Annotated in this window: 18 protein-coding genes; 8 read left to right on the forward strand and 10 right to left on the reverse strand. The window is 39.6% G+C overall.

Annotation, left to right across the window (positions count from 1 at the left end; genetic code table 11):
• Positions 1 to 109: 109 nt before the first annotated feature.
• Positions 110 to 853, forward strand: coding sequence for a bis(5'-nucleosyl)-tetraphosphatase PrpE (gene prpE, locus QFZ73_RS04765; protein WP_251431323.1), 744 nt, complete (start codon positions 110 to 112; stop codon positions 851 to 853).
• A gap of 92 nt (positions 854 to 945) precedes the next feature.
• Here prpE and QFZ73_RS04770 read toward each other — a convergent pair whose 3' ends face one another.
• Genes QFZ73_RS04770 through yjbM form a run of 3 tightly spaced genes read right to left on the reverse strand, consistent with a single transcriptional unit; the run spans position 946 to position 3,343 of the window.
• Positions 946 to 1,860 (reverse strand): RluA family pseudouridine synthase, encoded by a 915-nt coding sequence (locus QFZ73_RS04770; RefSeq protein WP_307263572.1) that lies wholly within the window; start codon positions 1,858 to 1,860, stop codon positions 946 to 948.
• 17 nt (positions 1,861 to 1,877) lie between these two features.
• Positions 1,878 to 2,672, reverse strand: coding sequence for an NAD kinase (locus QFZ73_RS04775; protein ID WP_307263575.1), 795 nt, complete (start codon positions 2,670 to 2,672; stop codon positions 1,878 to 1,880).
• Positions 2,673 to 2,722: 50 nt separating this feature from the next.
• Positions 2,723 to 3,343: a GTP diphosphokinase gene (gene yjbM / locus QFZ73_RS04780; protein ID WP_034314484.1), complete on the reverse strand. Its 621-nt coding sequence runs from the start codon at positions 3,341 to 3,343 to the stop codon at positions 2,723 to 2,725.
• Positions 3,344 to 3,667: 324 nt separating this feature from the next.
• Here yjbM and QFZ73_RS04785 point away from each other — a divergent pair, with 324 nt between their 5' ends.
• The 5 genes from QFZ73_RS04785 to QFZ73_RS04805 all read left to right on the forward strand — a co-directional run bounded on the left by QFZ73_RS04785 (position 3,668) and on the right by QFZ73_RS04805 (position 6,459).
• Positions 3,668 to 4,246: a CYTH domain-containing protein gene (locus QFZ73_RS04785; protein ID WP_307263581.1), complete on the forward strand. Its 579-nt coding sequence runs from the start codon at positions 3,668 to 3,670 to the stop codon at positions 4,244 to 4,246.
• A 31-nt stretch (positions 4,247 to 4,277) separates the two neighbouring features.
• Entirely contained in the window at positions 4,278 to 4,499 is a 222-nt protein-coding gene (locus QFZ73_RS04790) for a hypothetical protein (protein WP_251431331.1), read from the forward strand.
• A gap of 189 nt (positions 4,500 to 4,688) precedes the next feature.
• Positions 4,689 to 4,931 (forward strand): lytic transglycosylase domain-containing protein, encoded by a 243-nt coding sequence (locus QFZ73_RS04795; RefSeq protein WP_307263584.1) that lies wholly within the window; start codon positions 4,689 to 4,691, stop codon positions 4,929 to 4,931.
• A 233-nt stretch (positions 4,932 to 5,164) separates the two neighbouring features.
• Positions 5,165 to 5,569: a globin domain-containing protein gene (locus QFZ73_RS04800; protein WP_053534150.1), complete on the forward strand. Its 405-nt coding sequence runs from the start codon at positions 5,165 to 5,167 to the stop codon at positions 5,567 to 5,569.
• Positions 5,566 to 6,459, forward strand: a complete 894-nt coding sequence (locus tag QFZ73_RS04805) for a ClpXP adapter SpxH family protein (RefSeq protein ID WP_285847164.1) — start codon at positions 5,566 to 5,568, stop codon at positions 6,457 to 6,459. The genes QFZ73_RS04800 and QFZ73_RS04805 overlap by 4 nt, the downstream gene beginning before the upstream one ends.
• 947 nt (positions 6,460 to 7,406) lie before the next feature.
• Here QFZ73_RS04805 and pepF read toward each other — a convergent pair.
• From pepF to QFZ73_RS04835, 6 genes are all read right to left on the reverse strand, one after another.
• On the reverse strand, positions 7,407 to 9,224 hold the full coding sequence (gene pepF, locus QFZ73_RS04810) for an oligoendopeptidase F (protein WP_307263588.1): 1,818 nt from the start codon (positions 9,222 to 9,224) through the stop codon (positions 7,407 to 7,409).
• A 189-nt stretch (positions 9,225 to 9,413) separates the two neighbouring features.
• On the reverse strand, positions 9,414 to 10,622 hold the full coding sequence (locus QFZ73_RS04815) for a competence protein CoiA (protein WP_251437711.1): 1,209 nt from the start codon (positions 10,620 to 10,622) through the stop codon (positions 9,414 to 9,416).
• 93 nt (positions 10,623 to 10,715) lie between these two features.
• Positions 10,716 to 12,224, reverse strand: coding sequence for a cardiolipin synthase (gene cls / locus QFZ73_RS04820; RefSeq protein ID WP_307263595.1), 1,509 nt, complete (start codon positions 12,222 to 12,224; stop codon positions 10,716 to 10,718).
• 113 nt (positions 12,225 to 12,337) lie between these two features.
• The gene (gene mecA, locus QFZ73_RS04825; protein WP_307263598.1) at positions 12,338 to 13,006 is read right to left on the reverse strand and encodes an adaptor protein MecA; all 669 of its coding nucleotides are present in this window, start codon (positions 13,004 to 13,006) and stop codon (positions 12,338 to 12,340) included.
• A 494-nt stretch (positions 13,007 to 13,500) separates the two neighbouring features.
• On the reverse strand, positions 13,501 to 13,896 hold the full coding sequence (spxA, locus tag QFZ73_RS04830; RefSeq protein ID WP_034314502.1) for a transcriptional regulator SpxA: 396 nt from the start codon (positions 13,894 to 13,896) through the stop codon (positions 13,501 to 13,503).
• Positions 13,897 to 15,007: 1,111 nt separating this feature from the next.
• Entirely contained in the window at positions 15,008 to 15,589 is a 582-nt protein-coding gene (locus QFZ73_RS04835) for a GNAT family N-acetyltransferase (protein WP_307263602.1), read from the reverse strand.
• 97 nt (positions 15,590 to 15,686) lie between these two features.
• Here QFZ73_RS04835 and QFZ73_RS04840 point away from each other — a divergent pair, with 97 nt between their 5' ends.
• A complete protein-coding gene (locus QFZ73_RS04840) occupies positions 15,687 to 15,875 on the forward strand; it encodes a hypothetical protein (RefSeq protein WP_034314508.1) in 189 nt (62 codons plus the stop codon).
• A gap of 50 nt (positions 15,876 to 15,925) precedes the next feature.
• On the opposite strand, the gene QFZ73_RS04845 is transcribed toward QFZ73_RS04840, so the two are convergent.
• Positions 15,926 to 17,104: a putative glycoside hydrolase gene (locus tag QFZ73_RS04845; RefSeq protein ID WP_251437703.1), complete on the reverse strand. Its 1,179-nt coding sequence runs from the start codon at positions 17,102 to 17,104 to the stop codon at positions 15,926 to 15,928.
• 540 nt (positions 17,105 to 17,644) lie between these two features.
• Here QFZ73_RS04845 and trpS point away from each other — a divergent pair.
• On the forward strand, positions 17,645 to 18,631 hold the full coding sequence (gene trpS, locus QFZ73_RS04850; protein ID WP_251437701.1) for a tryptophan--tRNA ligase: 987 nt from the start codon (positions 17,645 to 17,647) through the stop codon (positions 18,629 to 18,631).
• Positions 18,632 to 18,639: the final 8 nt, after the last annotated feature.

The following is an 18,639-nucleotide window of genomic DNA, read 5'->3' on the forward strand; positions in this document are numbered from 1 at the left end:
ATACACCTCCTAAAACATATTTTTTCATTTTCTCGTTTATATTTTATTTTTTTAAATAATACTATACTAATACCATAAACATATACAAAACAAACAAAGGGTGTGTCAAATGAACATTGATATCATAGGGGACATTCATGGATGTTTCGCTGAATTCAGGCAGCTGACCGAAAAAATGGGCTATAAATGGGAGACTGGGTTTCCTGTACATCCCTCTGGAAGGATTCTCGGCTTTGTAGGGGATTTAACCGATCGCGGCCCAAATTCCCTTCAAGTAATCGAGGTTGTCCATGAGTTAGTCATCAACCAAAATATGGCAAGGTATGCCCCAGGTAACCACTGCAATAAATTGTATCGTTATTTTTCAGGCAATAAAGTTCAAATATCACACGGTTTAGAGACTACTGTAGCTGAATATGAATCACTGAACATTCGGGAGCAGAAGAAGATCCGAAAAAAATTCATGGATCTGTATGAACGTTCCCCACTTTATCAACTAATTGATGAAGGGCGATTGATCATTGCCCATGCAGGAATTCGCAGTGACTATATTGGTCAATATAGCAGTAAGGTAAAAACCTTTGTCCTCTATGGTGATATCAATGGCTCCAAACATCCCGATGGGTCCCCGGTCAGGAAAGACTGGGCCCAATCATACAAAGGGGAAACATGGATCGTATATGGACACACACCAGTCCCTGAAGCTAGACGAGTCAATCATACATACAACATTGATACAGGCTGCGTCTTCGGTGGAAAACTGACGGCTGTCCGTTATCCCGAAATGGAACTTCAAGAGGTGCCTTCAACCATGCCATATATAGGTGAAAAATTCAGGACATCTTTTGATTAACCAAAAAAACTCGCCATCTTGGTGAGTTTTTTTAGCGTCTATGGATTTTTTCGTAAATTTGAATTCCTTTTTAATGCGGCCCCGTTATAAAGTCAGGAATCCCATCCTTTACTTCCCTTGAGCAAACGGGTCATATCTTCTGGTAACTCTTCTTGGATCAACATCATCTTCTTGGTGAAAGGATGTAAAAATTTCAATTCATAACAATGAAGGGCTTGGCGAGGGATACCGCTCCTGTTCCCTCCATATAAATCATCACCAGCCAGCGGGTGACCAATATGCGCCATATGGACCCTGATTTGATGTGTACGCCCTGTTTGGAGTTCCAAATCAAGGAATGTATGGGACTCTGTGTGTGCCAATACCTTAAATAGGGTACAGGCATACCGGCCATCCTCCCTGACTTCCCGTTCAATGATGCTGGTCGATTTTCGTCCGATTGGCGCCACTATCTCTCCTGCAGGTCCTTCAACGATTCCTTCAGCTATGGCTTGGTATCTCCGTTTAACCTGTCCTGATTTTTGCTGTTCACTTAAAAGGTGGTGGATATGCCGGTGCTTGGCAATTAAAACCAGACCTGATGTGTCCCGGTCAAGACGTGTAACTACATGGATCGTTGCCTGTATTCCCGTCTTCCTATAGTAACCCGCCAAGCCATTCGCCAGACTGCCGTTGGGATGCTCGCGGGAAGGAATGGTATTCATGGAAGGGGGCTTGGCAACCACCAATACAAACTCATCTTCATACCTGACATTCAGGGGGATGGGTTCCGGCAAAAGGCCTTGGCTTGCCTGCTCCGGCGGAAATATGACGGTGACGATGTCGCCTGTTTCAATCCGTTCCCTTACGGTCACTTCTTCGCCGTTCAACTGGATATATCCACCTTTAAACTTAATATCCGTTAATGCTCGTTTTGAAATATCGCATTTGCTGAGGAACTCTCGCAATAAAGAGCCAGAATCCTCTTCAAAAACCGACCAGGTCAAAGAAAAGTTTTGATTTGACATGAGGTGAGTATATCTCCTTAATTAGCAATAAATGAATCATGCACTCTTTTCCAGAAAGGAAAAGGGCGGAATCTGGCAAATCGGATCTTTTCATCTGCCACTCGGCACTGTATCGACTTTACATTTTCCTGAAGCAAGGACAAATGGTCGACCGTTATTTGAAAATTGACCGCATTGACCGGCCTGAACATACACGTATGATGTGCCGGCAGCAGAAGTGGAGATCCTACCGTCCTAAACACCCGGTTATTAATGGATGCCAATTCGGTAATCTGGATGGCATCGATTGATGGATGGACGATGGCCCCGCCAAGCGCCTTATTATACGCCGTGCTTCCAGATGGCGTCGCAATGCATAAACCATCTCCACGGAACGTCTCGAAGTGCTGGCCGCGTATTTCAACGTCCATGACGAGCGTCCCTTCGACACTTTTGACTGTCGATTCATTCAAAGCCAAAAATCTGGTTTCCCGTCCTCCATGCTGATAACGGACGATCGTTTCGAGCAGTGGATATTCCACTATTTGAAATGGGGTTTTCGCTAAAGCTATCACCAATTTTTCAATTTCATCAGGGGTCCAATCTGCATAAAACCCAAGATGTCCTGTATGTACACCAACAAAGGCAGTTTTATCCAACCGATTCTTATAACGGTGAAAAGCATATAATAAAGTGCCATCACCACCGACAGAAATGACAATATCCGGCTGATCTTCGTCATATTCCAAATGAAAGTCCTGAAGATACGTTCGCATCCTTTGCATTAAAGTATTCGATTTCGCATCTCCTTTTGACGTAATCGCAAATTTCATGTAATCCCACCTCACAAATTAGATTTCTTCTCGTTTACCCATTTATGCGTTCAAGAATCTTTCTTCCTGGAAAAAAGACGCTGTGCTTCCTGGATTTCCGTACGGATTTGTGACATCTCTGCATCAAGCAGGAAGGCCGCTTCCGCTGCACGTTTGAGTCGCAGTTGAATATCTTCCGGGAAAATGCCTTTATATTTATAATTTAAAGAATGTTCAATCGTCGCCCAAAAATTCATCGCAAGAGTCCTGATTTGAATTTCGGCAAGGATATTTTTTTCGCCATGGATCGTCTGGACCGGATAGCGGATTACAACATGATAAGAACGATAGCCGCTTGCTTTTTTATGGGAAATATAATTCCTCTCCTCGACTATCTCGAAGTCATTGCGACCTCGTAATAGTTCAACTACCTGTTCGATATCATCCACGAACTGGCACATCATGCGAAGCCCTGCAATATCCTGAATTTCAGTTCCCAATTTATCAATGGGAATATCCTTCAGGCTCGCCTTATCCAAAATGCTGACAATCGGTTTTACCCTGCCTGTTACAAATTCGATCGGTGAGTGAATATTCTCTCTCTCAAACTGTTTCCTTAATCCCTTAAGCTTAACCTTTAATTCTTCGACAGCCTGAGTATAAGGCGCCAAGAAATCGTCCCAACTCTCCATTGCCACACCACCTATATCTATCTAAAAAGCGCCTGTTCAACTCTGGTATGGGCAGAACGCTCTCCTAAATCCAGCAGTCACATGACTTTATGCCAATTCACCACTGGATCCTATTAAATCTTTCTCTAGCAAAAAGTATGTATTAAATTTCTATATATACGATAATCCATTTCTCGTGCTCAACGTTTATATTTTATCATATCCTGCAATTGATTCCTAAATATTCAAGTTCAATAGCAAAAAATTATTGAATTCAATTTGACAGCTGGAATGGTTCTTATATGATTAACCTAACCTAAGAATCAGCAAGAAAGGAAGGAACACATGAACCAGCATATTGAAATTGAATTTAAAAACCTCTTACACGAAAAAGAATTTCGTCAACTGATCGAATACTTTGATGTCGGGGCTTCGAACTTTAAAACACAGAAAAATCATTACTTCGATACACTCGGATTCTCTTTGAAAAATCAAGACTCTGCGCTTAGGATCCGGGAGAAAAACGGGCGTTATGAGCTGACTTTAAAACAGCCCGCTACAGAAGGATTATTGGAAACGAATCAAGATATTCCCGAAGAAACCGCATATGCGTTTCTGAAACATAACACATTCCCTGATGGCGAGATCCAAAATCTTATCCTCGAATGCGGAATTGATCCAAAAGACTTTGCCTGCTTTGGGACACTAAAGACGGACCGTTTTGAATTTCCTTACAAAGAAGGTTTACTTGTTTTAGATCATAGTACGTATTTGAATAAGGAAGACTTTGAGCTTGAATATGAAGTGATGGATGCAAAAGCCGGGAAAAAAAACTTCCTGACCCTCCTAGAAACCCTTCAAATTCCGGTAAGGGAAACCGAAAATAAAGTTAAGAGGTTTTATCGTGCCAAATTCCAGGAATAATCCTGTTTGAACCCATTCGGAGGCGGAGAGTTTGAAAATCCAGGATTTCAAAACGTTTATGGAATTGCAGGCAATCCAGCAATTCACAAATGGCAACATCACAAATACAAATTCATCTCGATCCGTTTTCCAGGACATGCTCTCGGAACTGGCTTCGGGTGATGCTCTTGAAGGCACTTCGCAGACATTGGGTTCCTTATTATCCAAAATGCGGAAGCGGAAACGAAGTCCTTTCTTCAACCCGGCGGCATGACATCCATGAACATCAACCCGATATCCACTGCCCATGCTAACAATCAGAGCAGCGAAACCGCAACAAACTATGATCATATCATCAGCCATGCGGCCAGTTTATATAATCTCCCGGAAAAACTGATTAAGTCTGTCATTAAAACAAGAATCGAACTTCAAGGCCACCAGTTATGCGGGTGCAACAGGCCTTATGCAGTTAATGCCAGCAACTGCAAAAAGCCTTGGGGTGGATGATGCAACCGATCCAGAACAAAACATCATGGGCGGGAGTAAATATTTAAGTCAAATGATGGCACGCTATGACGGGGACATCCAGGTTGCCCTTGCTGCTTATAATGCAGGGCCAGGAAACGTCGATAAATATAACGGCATCCCGCCCTTAAAAGAAGCTCAGAACTATGTTCAAAAAGTTTATGGCACATTTTCAAGCTAAAGCAAGCTGACCCTGTTTATTTGTGACGGGTCAGTTTTTTCATGTCTATATATGCTTCTTCCACGAACCCACAACAAATGGTAAAGCTCCCCAAAAGCTGTCATTTCCGATCATTCCCCTGTGTCATACTACAGATGTAAAATTTTCTTTAAGCTATATATTTGTTATATCAGTACGTCATTGATAAAATATGAATAAATATCAATCATCTTTCTTTAAAAGGAGTAATCAACATGATGCAAGGGAACCCTACACCATATGAATTAATTGGAGAAGGGCAATTACACAAATTAATTGATGTGTTTTACTCCAACGTTAGTCAACACCCGGATCTGCAGCCAATATTCCCTGACGATTTAACTGAAACGGTCCGTAAACAAAAACAATTCATGACTCAATATTTAGGCGGTCCCTCTTTATATACCGAAGAGCATGGCCATCCTATGTTGCGGGCTCGACATATACCTTTTGAAATTACACCAGAACGTGCGAAAGCATGGCTCTCATGCATGTATCAAGCTATGGACGAAGTTGGCCTTGAGGGTGAGATTAGGGAGTTTTTCTATCACCGGCTCTATTTGACGGCACAGCATATGATCAATACATCCGGAACTGACGGGAAAGGAGAAGACAGTTGAGCGCCCAAAAACCAGTTTTCAATATTTCCGATTGGATCAAGACGCAGCATTGCTATGATATAGGAAAAAAGCCAATTGAAATTTATGTTTTTGTTGATCCGCTCTGTCCCGAATGCTGGGGCTTAGAACCAATTATTAGGAAATTACAGATAGAATATGGCCAATTATTCAGTTTACGCCATGTTTTAAGCGGTAAGATCGATTCTCTTAATATGGGGAAAAATAAAAATTATGAAAACATTGCTCAAGTTTGGGAAAAGACAGCCAGCCGCTCGGGGATGTCCTGCGACGGGAGCCTTTGGTCCGAAAACCCAATCTCTTCTCCATACACAGCTTCCATCGCAATAAAAGCAGCGGAATTGCAGGGCCGTAAATTGGCGATTCGCTTTTTAAGGCAGCTTCAAGAATATGTATTCATAGGAAAAAAGGATATATCCAATATCGAAGTCTTGACCGAATGTGCCAAAATGGTTGGATTGGATGTGAAGGAATTCCTTCATGACATCAATTCTTCCAGTGCAGCCAAAGGTTTTCAATGTGACATGAAAATCACAAGCGAAATGGAAGTGACTGAAATACCTTCCCTTGTTTTTTTCAATCAAAATATTGAAGAAGAGGGAATTAAAGTTTCGGGTGTCTATTCTTACGAGGTATATGTTCAAATCTTAGAAGATATGCTGAATGGTCTTCCCGCCCCTGCAAAACCCCCCTCTCTCGAAGAGTTTTTAAGCTGTTTCAAACTAGTGGCCACAAAGGAAATTGAAACGGTTTATAATATGAATAAGAATAACGTCGAGTTGGAAATGAAAAAACTTGTTTTAAAACAGTTCGCAGAGAAAATACCTGCTAAATACGGAACGTTTTGGAGATATACAAAGAAGCAGTCATGAATTTGACTGCTTTTTTAATTTGTTATATAAAAAGAAAAAACCATGCAAATCGAAAGAATGGCATGGTTTTTTTATTAGAAATAAGGGGATGGGAGAAATTTTTTCACGATCAAACAAAGGGGTATAAGTTTGTTTGTGATTCACTTTACAATAAATAATATAACAGATAACCCATTTATGTTTCAACTATATGTGTAACTTTTCACAAATTGTTCACAATATACATTTTTCATTTTTTATTATCCCTTCTGGAATATAGCTAATTAAGAGCCCTTTTTAATTATAGTATAAGTGTTTTTGATATCCACTTTAAATCTGATATAGAACGGGCATGAATCAAACTGTGAAATATATCACAATATTAATCAAATGATTTCTTTTTATTCCTTAATCTTTCGTTCAACTTTTGTTACAACCGGTACCATTTTAATCTTTTTACTTTTTATGCAAATGAAAAACCCCGGCAAATCGCGAAATCTGCTGGGGTTTTCATCTATTTATACGAATAAGGGGATGGGAGAAATTTCACGACGAACAAACAAAGGGGTATATGTTTGGGATGTGATAACTTCTATATCTGTACTATAGCAGAATATACACCTTATTTGCAAGAACTTTGTGCGTAACTTCACATTATTGTCATATTCTTAGAATACTGCTAATTCTATAACATACTATCTAATAAAGAGCAGATGAGCTTTTACTGCTGCCAGGTTGGAGGTGACCAAATTGAAAGGCTTTATTCTACTCATACTCTTGATAGGGTCGCTATTTGTCCAGCTACTCGGTATCATGAACCTCATTCCTCTGTATTTTACTTCCCCTATTTTATTTTTTGTTTTCTTCATAATTCTTCATAGCTTAAATCAGAGAAATCGTTTTAAAGGATTATGACGGACATCCAATAAGTTGAAAAGGACCCGAGGTGCTCGGGTCCCTTCCACATCCTATTTATTCAAAAGCTCTTCCAACTCATTTAATTTTTCTTCGAATACATTCATCGCTTCTTGTACAGGCTCGGATTTTGTCATATCGACGCCAGCCTTTTTGAGTACTTCAATCGGATAATCGGAACTTCCTGACTTCAAGAACTCCAGATACCTTTTGACAGCAGGCTCTCCTTCTTCAAGGATTTGCTTGCTCAATGCTGTTGCTGCACTTATTCCAGTTGCATATTGATAAACATAGTAATTATAGTAGAAGTGTGGAATACGAGCCCATTCCAAACCGATTTCTTCATCAATGGTCACGTTCTCGCCAAAGTATTTCTTGTTCAGCTCATAATATTCCTTAGTAAGCATATCCGCTGTCAACGCTTCCCCATTTTGAGCCTTTAAATGAATGGTATGTTCAAACTCTGCAAACATCGTTTGTCTGAACAATGTGCCACGGAAACCTTCCAGGTAATGATTCAATAAATAGATGCGTTTCTTTTCATCTTCGATTGAATTCAGTAAATAATCATTCAACAGGTTTTCATTACAAGTCGATGCAACTTCCGCTACAAATATTGAATAATTCCCGTATGGATATGGCTGATATTTACGTGTATAGTAGCTATGGACCGAATGCCCAAACTCATGAACGAGCGTGAATAAGTTATTTACGTTATTTTGCCAGTTCATTAAAATATAAGGATTCGTCCCGTATGTACCAGAAGAATAGGCACCGCTTCGTTTCCCTTTGTTTTCATGCACATCGACCCAACGATTTTCAAATCCCTCTTTCAAAACGTTCAAATAGTCCTCCCCAAGCGGAGCAAGACCTTTAAGGACATAATCTTTGGCCTCGTCATATGTCACTTCCATCTTCACTTCTTTAACAAGTGGAGTGAATAGATCATACATGTGAAGTTCATCTAATTGCAGTACTTTTTTACGTAAATCAAGATAACGCTGCAGTAATGGCAAGTTGTCGTTGACCGTTTTAACGAGATTATCATATACGCTCTCCGGAATGTTATTATTACTTAACGCCGCTTGGCGTGCTGAATCATATTTTCGAACCGTGGCATTGAAGTTGTGGTTTTTCACCTCACCTGACAGGGTTGAAGCAAATGTATTACGGAACTCCCCATACTTGCTGTATACCCCTTTAAATGCCTCCTCACGTACATGGCGATCTTCACTCTCAAGAAAACTGATATACCTTCCGTGAGTTATTTCCACTTCATTTCCCTCTTCATCCTTGATGGTCGGGAATTTCAAATCGGCATTGTTAAGCATACCGAAAGTATTGCCCGATGCATCCAGTACTTCTGATGCTTGCGCCAATAATTCTTCCTGCTCTGCAGATAAGATATGGGGTCTCTGAAGATTAATTTCCTCTAAAGAATGTTTATATAACTTCAATTCTTCTTTTTCTTCCAAAAACCCTTCCACTTTGCTTTCGTCAATACTCAATAGTTCAGGAACCATATATGAAAACGCAGCCGCTGCCTGGGCGTATAAAGCTTTTGCCCGATCCTCCATCCCTTGATAAAAAGGATTGGTTGTATCTTGATCATTGCGCATATGTGAATAAGAATAAACTTTCCCTAGCTTCTCGAATACTTCATCTTGGAGTTGAAGGGCCGCAAATAATTTTTCTGCACTTTCTCCCAACGTCCCTTTATGTGCCTCCGCTTTCTTGAGGTCTTCCTTTACCGCTTTGAAAGCAGCTTCCCAATCTTCCTCGGTTGCGAAGATATCCTCCAGTCTCCAAGTATCTTCAGGAGCTATTTCACTTCTTGAGGGTAATGTATTCGCTTTTGTTTCCTGTGCCATAAAAAATTCCTCCCCATTCTATAGAAACTTGCCATTGGGCTAACTCGTTAAACCGGATTGAACGCTGCAATACTTCATTCGGCGTTCATTCTTTCTTAAAGTTTTTAATTCCCAGTTCTTATTACTATTTCTCCATTCCCAAAAATAATCCTGCCATTTCATCTGAATTCAAGATAAATAGAGATGTTATCACTGATTATACTGGATATTCCCCTTTTCCATCATCAATTTATGCTTATCATAGAAATTTTTTTCCAAAATTTGAGCTTGATCACTGGATAAGGGAAGGGTAAATTCCCTTTCAACTTTAAAAACCCCTTCTTCCAGCTTTGATAGATGACCCAATTGCTCCAAAAGCATGATATATTGACCTACAGGATACTCGATGGGTTTTTCATGAAGCAATGGCAACGGTCTGAACTTTATTTCCCCTTTTATTGAACGCTTTCTAAAAATGTGGATAATATCAGCCATAGAAATCTTTTCCCCTGTTCTTTTCTCTTGAAGCACATCCATGTATAACCATGCCTGCCATTCGAGCGAGGCAGTTTCGATCAACAGCATCCCTCTGACGGGAACACCCACTTCAATGGGAAGTGTCGCAGGTGAAATATGATGTAAATATAGCCCTTCGAAAAAAGGATCGCATCTGCGTGCCGTTTTCACTCGATGGAGGGCCCAGCCATTTCGTTTATATCTCCACGCAGGCAGAAAAGGGAAACGAAAGCAGTTTTGGGGCAATGCCCGACTAGGGGGAAGGAGCTTTAAAGAAGCTGTTGTCAATTCGGCAAAGACGGTTCTAGGGGTAAAAGGAGTGAGGTTCTTCAATACTGATAAATGATCAGTTTCCGGGCAATACGTCCAAAGAAACGGATGATGGATGCTGCCGGTGACGAAGAGCCATTGGAAGCGGGATAAACTGAATTCATACAAACTTTTCCTTTTTAAGCGCTTTGCAGCGAGGATCCAGATTGGCTTGATGCCTATGCTTTGATAGGCTCTTGTCCTTTCCATGAATTCAACCTCGGGGATAACTGAGCATTGAAATTCTATTGCATAGCGATTACCTCCTATCCTAGCTAAAATATCAGCCCTTTTCTTAATTTCGGGTAGGTAGGCCTCTAGATCCACTTGATAACCATGTGATAAAAACCATTGAAACAATTTTCTTTTTCCCAATAAATGATAGGCGGATTCCGGTTCTGAAAAAGCACGGCATGAAGAACTATTTTTATGGGCGAAATGCGGAATCCTGACGTTTCCCGCTTTGATGGTCATTTCCATCTTGCAGCATGGACAGTAATAATCTGCTGACTTTCTCCATTCATCAATCACGTTTGCCGGTATCTTTTCAGGGAGGGTAATCCATGTCCCATCCTTCTTTATCGCAGTTAGCATAAATCTCCTCCTCATCCACTACATTCGCCTGCTTCGCTTAGGATTCCTTTTAATCCGCAAAAAAAAATGCCTGGTCGGCATAAAGGAAAGTATCTAAAGAAGGGGTGAAAGCAAACGGCAAGTGGACTCCAATACTTTCAAACCGAAATTCCGTTTGGAAAACGCATCAAACTCAACTTCTTGGGATACCTTTATATCTTCCAAAAAATCATTCACCAGCTGCTGAGTACTTTCCGTCCGGTAGAGAAAAGCATTGACTTCGAAATTCAGGTGAAAGCTTCTCATATCCATATTGGTTGTCCCAATTGATGCCAGTTGGCCATCAACGATGATGATTTTACTATGCATGAAGCCTTCAGTATATTGGAATATACGAACTCCGGAAGCAAGCACTTCGGGAAAATAAGTTCTCGAAGCATGAAATACGATACGTTTATCGGGGTTCTTCGGGACGAGCAGCCTGACATCCAAACCACTTAAAGCAGCCACTTTCAACGCTTGTAAGATATCGTCATCAGGAACGAAATACGGGGAGGCAATCCAGACGGACTTTTCTGCTGAAGTGATCATCTTAAAAAAAATGCTTTTAATGATCGTCCACTCACTATCCGGCCCGCCGCCAATCAGTTGAACTCCGCCATGTCCGTGATGGTTCGGCAGGCCAGCCATGAGATATTCATCACTTAAAAAACTATTATTGGTGCTATAATACCAATCCTGCAGAAATATGAGCTGTAAAGTCCTGACCGCTTCCCCCTTTATGATTAGATGCGTATCCCGCCAAGAACCGAATTTCTGATCTTGTCCCAAATATTCATCCCCAATGTTAAGGCCGCCGATGAAACCGACCGAGCCATCTATCACAATTATTTTACGATGGTTACGAAAGTTGAATTTATTATTTAATAAAGGGAGATGCAACGGACCAAAGGCTACCATTTCGGCTCCCGCATTCCTCAGTTCATCGATATAAGAGCGAGCTAACTTCCAAGAACCAACCGCATCATAGAGAAATCGGACCTCTACCCCTTCTTTTACCTTTTGTATCAAGATGTCCTTTAGCAGACCGCCAATGCGGTCATCCCTCACAATATAATATTCTAAATGAATATGATGTCTGGCTTTTTTTAATTCTTCGATGATATTGGAAAACGTCTCTTCACCATTCCTTAAAACCCGGGTTTCAGTCGCAAATGAAATAGGGCTATTCCCCAGCCTATTTGCAAGAGTGATTAACTGCTGAGGGTTCTCGCCCATTTCCTTAATTCGTTCATTATATTCCGCTTCGCCGCTTATTTTCACGAAACTCTGTTTATCCAAAAAGTACTTCTTGCGAAATATCCTTTCTTTCCGAAAATTACGGCCAAACAAAAAGTAAAAAATGAAACCGATGAATGGAAAAGCCCCAAAAATAACAAGCCATGTTATGGTCTGGATGGGATCTCGGTTTTCCATGAAAATGTTGAATCCAATTATCACCAAGAAAAGGGTCAATATAAGGCTGGAATAAAAAATCAGCCCGCCATCGACGCCATTTATTAGAAAATACCAAGTGCTGACCAACAAGAGAATAAGCAGACCGATGCCAACTATATTCTTCACCTAGACTACCTCCAATTAACAAACACAGGCACATTTAAAACCTCCCTGCTAAGGTAAAAAACATTTATTCTTGGACGAAAAGGCCGATTTCTACTGAAATCGGCCTCAACAGTCTATGCGAAATATTTATCGACCGTTGTGAATACATCATTTTCGATAACTATCTTCCCGTACTCTTCAAGCATGTGCACCGTTATAGGTGACTCCTGACTATATTCCAATAAAAGACTTAGAACATTATCGATTTCTTCCTCATCAATCTCCGCCTCGGAAAATTCGATATAAAGATAATATTTATTCTGATAAACATAAAGTTTTGTCGTCCAGTCATCCAATCCATGACGCTTGCTTAATGAAATGACATCTTCAAAATCCTCGAAAATCGTGATGAATTCAATCATACCATCTTCGAATGTCATACCGCTTTCTTCATCTTTACCGTGAAAATGTTGATCAAAAAGCGTATCCATCTTATCTGATACTTCCAAATCCCTTAACTTATCATCTGAAAGAGGCAGCTCGAGTTTCTGACCATCTTTGGCAAGCTGGGCTTTTGTGACCAAAACTTCCAAGCCTTTTTCAAGGGCTTGAACTTGAATCCATAAAGGTCCTTCAATCATGAATTCTTCTTCTTGATGCACTTCATCCATCATTTCCCAAAAAAGCTCCTCACTTCGCTCGCGGCTGTACCAAATTTCTTCGCGATCAAAGCCTCTTTCCTCAATATCTATATAGGAAATATAAAATTTAACTGTATCGTCATTAATGCGTTCGATTTCCATGATTCCCCTCTCCCTTCCTTTCTCATTTTGAAGGGATAATAACCCCCAAGCGAAAATTGCTCTTAAAAGCTCTTTACCCGTAAGTGAATACTGTAAATCATGATAGTCATAAAACAGACTATTTTACATCATTTTATGACAAAACCTTGAAGAAGGGAAATAAAAAACATTACTTATCTAAAAAACAATTGTTTGCCTAATATTCCATTCATTCTATAAAAAAATACATCCGCATGCAACTATCATAATGCTTTATTCAATTTTAATCTTACTGCCGTTAATGCCTTATTATATACACGGCATGATGAGCTGCATTCTTATTTTTTCTTTAAATGATGACCGGTTCAAGGGACCTGCTGCAGCTCGGAAACGTCTGCCGTCGCCCTATGAATCCTGTTATGTTCCCCGTCATTAAGTTAAAAAAAACAGCGGAAAATCGGTTATGTATAAAGAAAAAGCCCTGCACATTTCCTGGCAGAGCTTGAAAGACCTTATTAGTTAACCATACGTTGTGCTTCCCGTAACTGGAAGGTACGAACTTTACGCGGTAAAAAGCGTCTTATCTCATCTTCATTATAACCAACTTGAAGCCGTTTCTCGTCAAGGATAATTGGACGTCTCAACAGACCTGGATTCTCCTTGATCAATTTATATAATTCTTGAAGAGGCAGGCTCTCTAAATTTACGTTTAACTTTTGGAAAGTTTTTGACCGTGTTGAAATGATTTCATCGGTTCCATCTTCTGTCATCCGAAGAATTTCTTTAATCTCATCAATCGTTAATGGTTCTGAAAAAATGTTTCTTTCTTTATATCCAATCTCATGTTCCTCTAACCATGCTTTTGCTTTTCTGCATGAAGTACAACTAGGTGATGTATATAATGTTACCATGTTTACTCACACTCCCTAAATATAGAATCGGTGATCTATGAGGGGAAATCTACTATTAGTATTCATAAGTACCACTCTAATTTGAAATAATTTTAAATAAGTAATTCATTTTCTTTATTATACACTAATTCATTTAAAATGAATACCCTTTTTGATATTTGGAAAAATCCTTTTAAACTTCTAGTTTAGCCTGTACTATAGCTATTTCTGTTTTTTATGTAATACATTAAAACCGCTTTTTCTAATTGAAAATACCTACCTACCATTCTCATTTAACTCTCAATACGGCCCTCATGGTTTTTTAATGAACTCGTTACTTTTATTTACCCCCAATCTTTGTCAATAAACAAGATCATGTTAATATATTTTCTTTAATAAAAAGCAAATTCCTCCTTTTACAAGAAAAACCATTCTTTTAGCACATATATTATCAAAGGTAAAAAAGGTAATTCAAAAGAATCAGCGATAAGGGAGCAATCTACCATCCAAGAAGTTATAGATATTCATTTTCATGCAAAATATGCACAATTTCCGCCGACTGTCTGCCAAGCCTACTCGCCGCAAGCGCCTCCGGGGCCTCGGCTAGCCAGTTTTTTCGGCTGGATTATCGCAAATGCTTCAATATATTGAGGATTTCATAAAACAGTAAAAAACCATAAAGGATAACCAAATCTTCTTTTAAATTCATGGTTCGGGGCGAGACCATTCCGAACCCTCCAGACTGTAGACAAATTCGAACAAAAACCTGTTGCCTACAGTTTTCTCGTTTAAATAAGTTCCAGCTGATTTCAGAAATCCGCTCCCTTTCCGCCGACTGTCAGCCAAGACTCCTCTCCCAAAGCATCTAGCGGATCTTGGCTAGCCAGTTTTCGACAGTGTCGCAAATTTCTTCAATATATTGAGGGTTGCATCCTTATAAAAAAAATGAAAATTGAAGGTTAACCAAGTCTTTTTTTAATACATGGTTCGGGGTAAAACCATTCAGTAACTCCTTTTATCGACAAATTCTCAGAAAAGACGGTTTGTTCAATTTTTCTTTGAAAAATGTTCGTTGTTTTCTGCTGAAGCACTTTTTTCGGCCTACCACGAATTTTTTCGACCTTTACCTTACTCAAACTTCCATTTCTTTAAAAATATCCGTTTCCTGACCTGTATTCAAGCTTAGTACATCTTCTACATCTTGATAAGATTTCCCATAAAGATCATCATCTTTGTAAGTATGGATTTCAGAATAAATCTCTTTCATGAAATCAAATACGTCTTCTTCATCAACAGATGGATTTGCCGGCCAATATAAGATTTCCATAGGCGTATTCTCCTTGGTCGCAAGTGATTTTCTGCTGTAAGAAATCGCAGAGGCATGCTGGAATCCTTCCCTTTTATAAAATTTCAGCCTTTTAAATGTATCATCATCATTTTCTTGTACTGGTTCTACTTCCAGCAAGATCGTTTTTTGCTTTTTTTGCAATTTTTGAATCAATTTCCTTCCTAGTCCCTGCCCCCTTGATTTCTTGGATACAAAAAGGTAATCAACGAATATAAACTCTTCCCCTTCCACATACAATAAAACATGGTCGGGACCTTCATCCTTTTTATATATTTCCTGCTTATCTTCTAAAAGAACTTCTATATGTTCTTTGGACTTCATTTCCTCAATAGGGAAATACTGGTTTAGCTTTTCATACCAATTCATAATTTAATCTCCTCATTTGCTAGTTTATACTTTCCAGATTCTTTCTTATCCACTACAATGGAACTTGAATAACTTGAAAATATTAGGAGGCCATTTGATGATTAGTTACTTTTTGGACTTTTTTTTAGTGGCTGCTTGCGTTATTGGCATTACAGCTGTGAATGGCGTTGTGACGAATGGCATCGGCGAAAAATGGTTTGGCGGGAAACGTCACTCCCATATTTTCGATCAATCGAAACGAATTCAGTCAGGGTGGAGTCAAGTTGGCGGGAATAAAAAGCGGTAATTCAGAGAGAATTTGGATGACCGGAAGGATCTTCCAAGGTCATCCTTTTTTTATGGGGTATAGTCTACTCCCTTTGTATATCGATTTGCTGCATTCCATAATAAGTATTCATCAATACCATTATCATTCAATGCTTTTATTTGGGCTTCCACTTCTTCCTTACCATACCTTTGGTAATTCCCCTCTCCTAAATATGAGGCAGTAAAATCTTGTAGCCAAGGTCTTGAAGTAGGTGGTGTTTTTAATTCCTTCAGCTTCCCGTTCTCCAATTTCGCATATTCCTTAACGAGATTATAAGGCTCCAAATCAGGCTTATCGATACCAAAATAAGATGTCCAGTGACTTGGATAGATCATCGAGGAAATCACATCGACATTCTCAGAGATTTTTGTGAAGTTTTGCCCAATTCCGGGAGCTTCAGGCAATGTAGCCGCATATCCAAAAATATCCACTGACACTTCCACACCATATGGCTCCAGTTGTTTCCTCGCATAACTTACGAAATCTGTCACTGCCTGAACCCTTTTGGCTGTATGACTCACTTTCGCTTCATCATATTCACCGACATCATATTTCAAATTTTCTTCTTTATTTTCGAATCCTTCAGGAAAACGGACATAGTCAAATTGAATTTCTTTAAAACCCATCTTTGCCGCTTCAATGGCAATACCGACATTATAATCCCACACTTCTTTTAAGAATGGGTTAACGAAGGCTTCCCCTCGACCATTCTTCCATACCTTTTCACCATCTAAAAATGATAATTCAGGCTTTTCTTTAGCCAGAATGGAATCTTTAAAGACGACTACCCTTGCAATTGGATAAATCTGTTTATCCTCAAGTTTTTTCAGCATTCCCCTTGGGTTCTTTATGTAGTCTTTACCAATCCCAGCATATGGAGAATCGGCATCTTCGGTTTTAAACGTAACGTTCCCCCTGTCATCCTTAATGTCAATGACCATCGCATTCAAATCGGTTTCATCTACATACTTGATAAGTTCATTCAATTTATTGCCACCCGCTGCAGGTCCGGTCACATATATTCCGCGCACAGCATCCGGATAACCGAATTTCAGCCCCGAATCAAAAACAAAACGCGGTACGCTCATAGGCAATTCTTTATTTTCTAATGCCACCTGCCTGGTTTCGTTCATGCCTTGTGCATGAACGGGCTGTTGAATCAGGAATGCGCATATACCTGTCATCAACCATTTACACATTGGTTTCATTTTCTCCACCTCATTCGCCATCAGTCATCATTATTCAACAAATATAATAAACCCCTTTCTTTAATACCACAAACAATTAACTTTACTCCTATATATTAAAAATAATTTAAAAAACCTGCATTACAAAGTTTCAGCTTTAAGAATACGTTCACAATTCTGTATTCCCTTGTGAGTATCCTTCCCTAAAATGGTCAGCTCATTGTGATATATGTTAAACGGTTTGATTTTCCTTGAACCCTTCATTTTTTCCATAATCAAAAAAAGAAACGGAAAATCCGTTCTATTTGCTTGATTGCCGTTTCGATTATACATTTAATATGAATAAATGCTAAAATACAGTATAGTGGACATTTCGTATTCTCAGAATGGCATCGATACAGGACAGAACGGCCCTCCACAAGATTTAAATGTGCGTTTCCCCATCACGGGGAGCACGCACATTTCTTTCAAAGAAAGTGGATTCATTTTCTATTTATCCTTACAATAATGAAGAGCGAATATCCATTTATCAATAAACGCAATTAGAGGAGTGACTAGCAGTTGAAAAGGATTTTCTCCGGCATTCAGCCATCCGGTTCCGTTACTTTAGGAAATTACATCGGAGCCATGAAACAATTCGTTAACTTACAAAATGAATATGAATGTTTCTTTTGTATTGTTGACCAGCATGCAATTACAGTTCCACAAGATCGCATAAAGTTAAGGAAAAACATCAAAACATTGGCCGCTTTATATTTAGCCATTGGCCTGGATCCTGAAAAAAATACCATCTTCATTCAATCAGAAGTACCCGCGCATGCTCAGGCGGGCTGGATTTTACAAAGTATCTCCTATATTGGTGAACTTGAGAGAATGACGCAATTTAAGGACAAATCCGCTGGCAAAGAAGGGGTATCCGCAGCACTGCTAACTTACCCGCCGTTGATGGCTGCCGATATTCTCCTTTATAGTACAGATGTGGTCCCTGTCGGGGAAGATCAAAGACAGCATCTTGAATTGACTCGCGATTTGGCTGAACGGTTCAATAAAAAGCATAATGATATATTTAAAATCCCGGAAATCAGCCTCCCTACAGAAGGGGCCCGTATCATGTCCCTTCAGGAACCGACCAAGAAAATGAGCAAATCTGATCCTAATAAAAAGGCAACGATTGCCCTATTGGATGATCCGAAGCAAATCGAAAAAAACATCAAGAGCGCAGTTACCGATTCGGAAGGAATTGTCCGTTACGATAAGGAAAACAAAGCGGGTGTTTCCAACCTGATGTCCATATACTCCATCTTCACTGGAAAATCCTATTCAGAAATTGAAGAGATGTATGAGGGCAAAGGGTATGGTGACTTTAAAAGTGATTTGGCTGAGGTGGTTCTTGGAGAAATCCTACCAATCCAGGAACGCTATAATGAATTGATCGATTCGCCTGAATTGGATGAAATTCTGGACCGCGGTGCAGAAAAGGCGAATATTGAAGCCAATAAAATGATCAGAAAAATGTATAATGGCATGGGACTTGGCAGAAAGAGATAAAAAAAAGA

The organism is Peribacillus sp. V2I11 (assembly GCF_030817135.1).
In the GTDB taxonomy this organism is placed as follows: Bacteria; Bacillota; Bacilli; order Bacillales; family DSM-1321; genus Peribacillus; species Peribacillus simplex.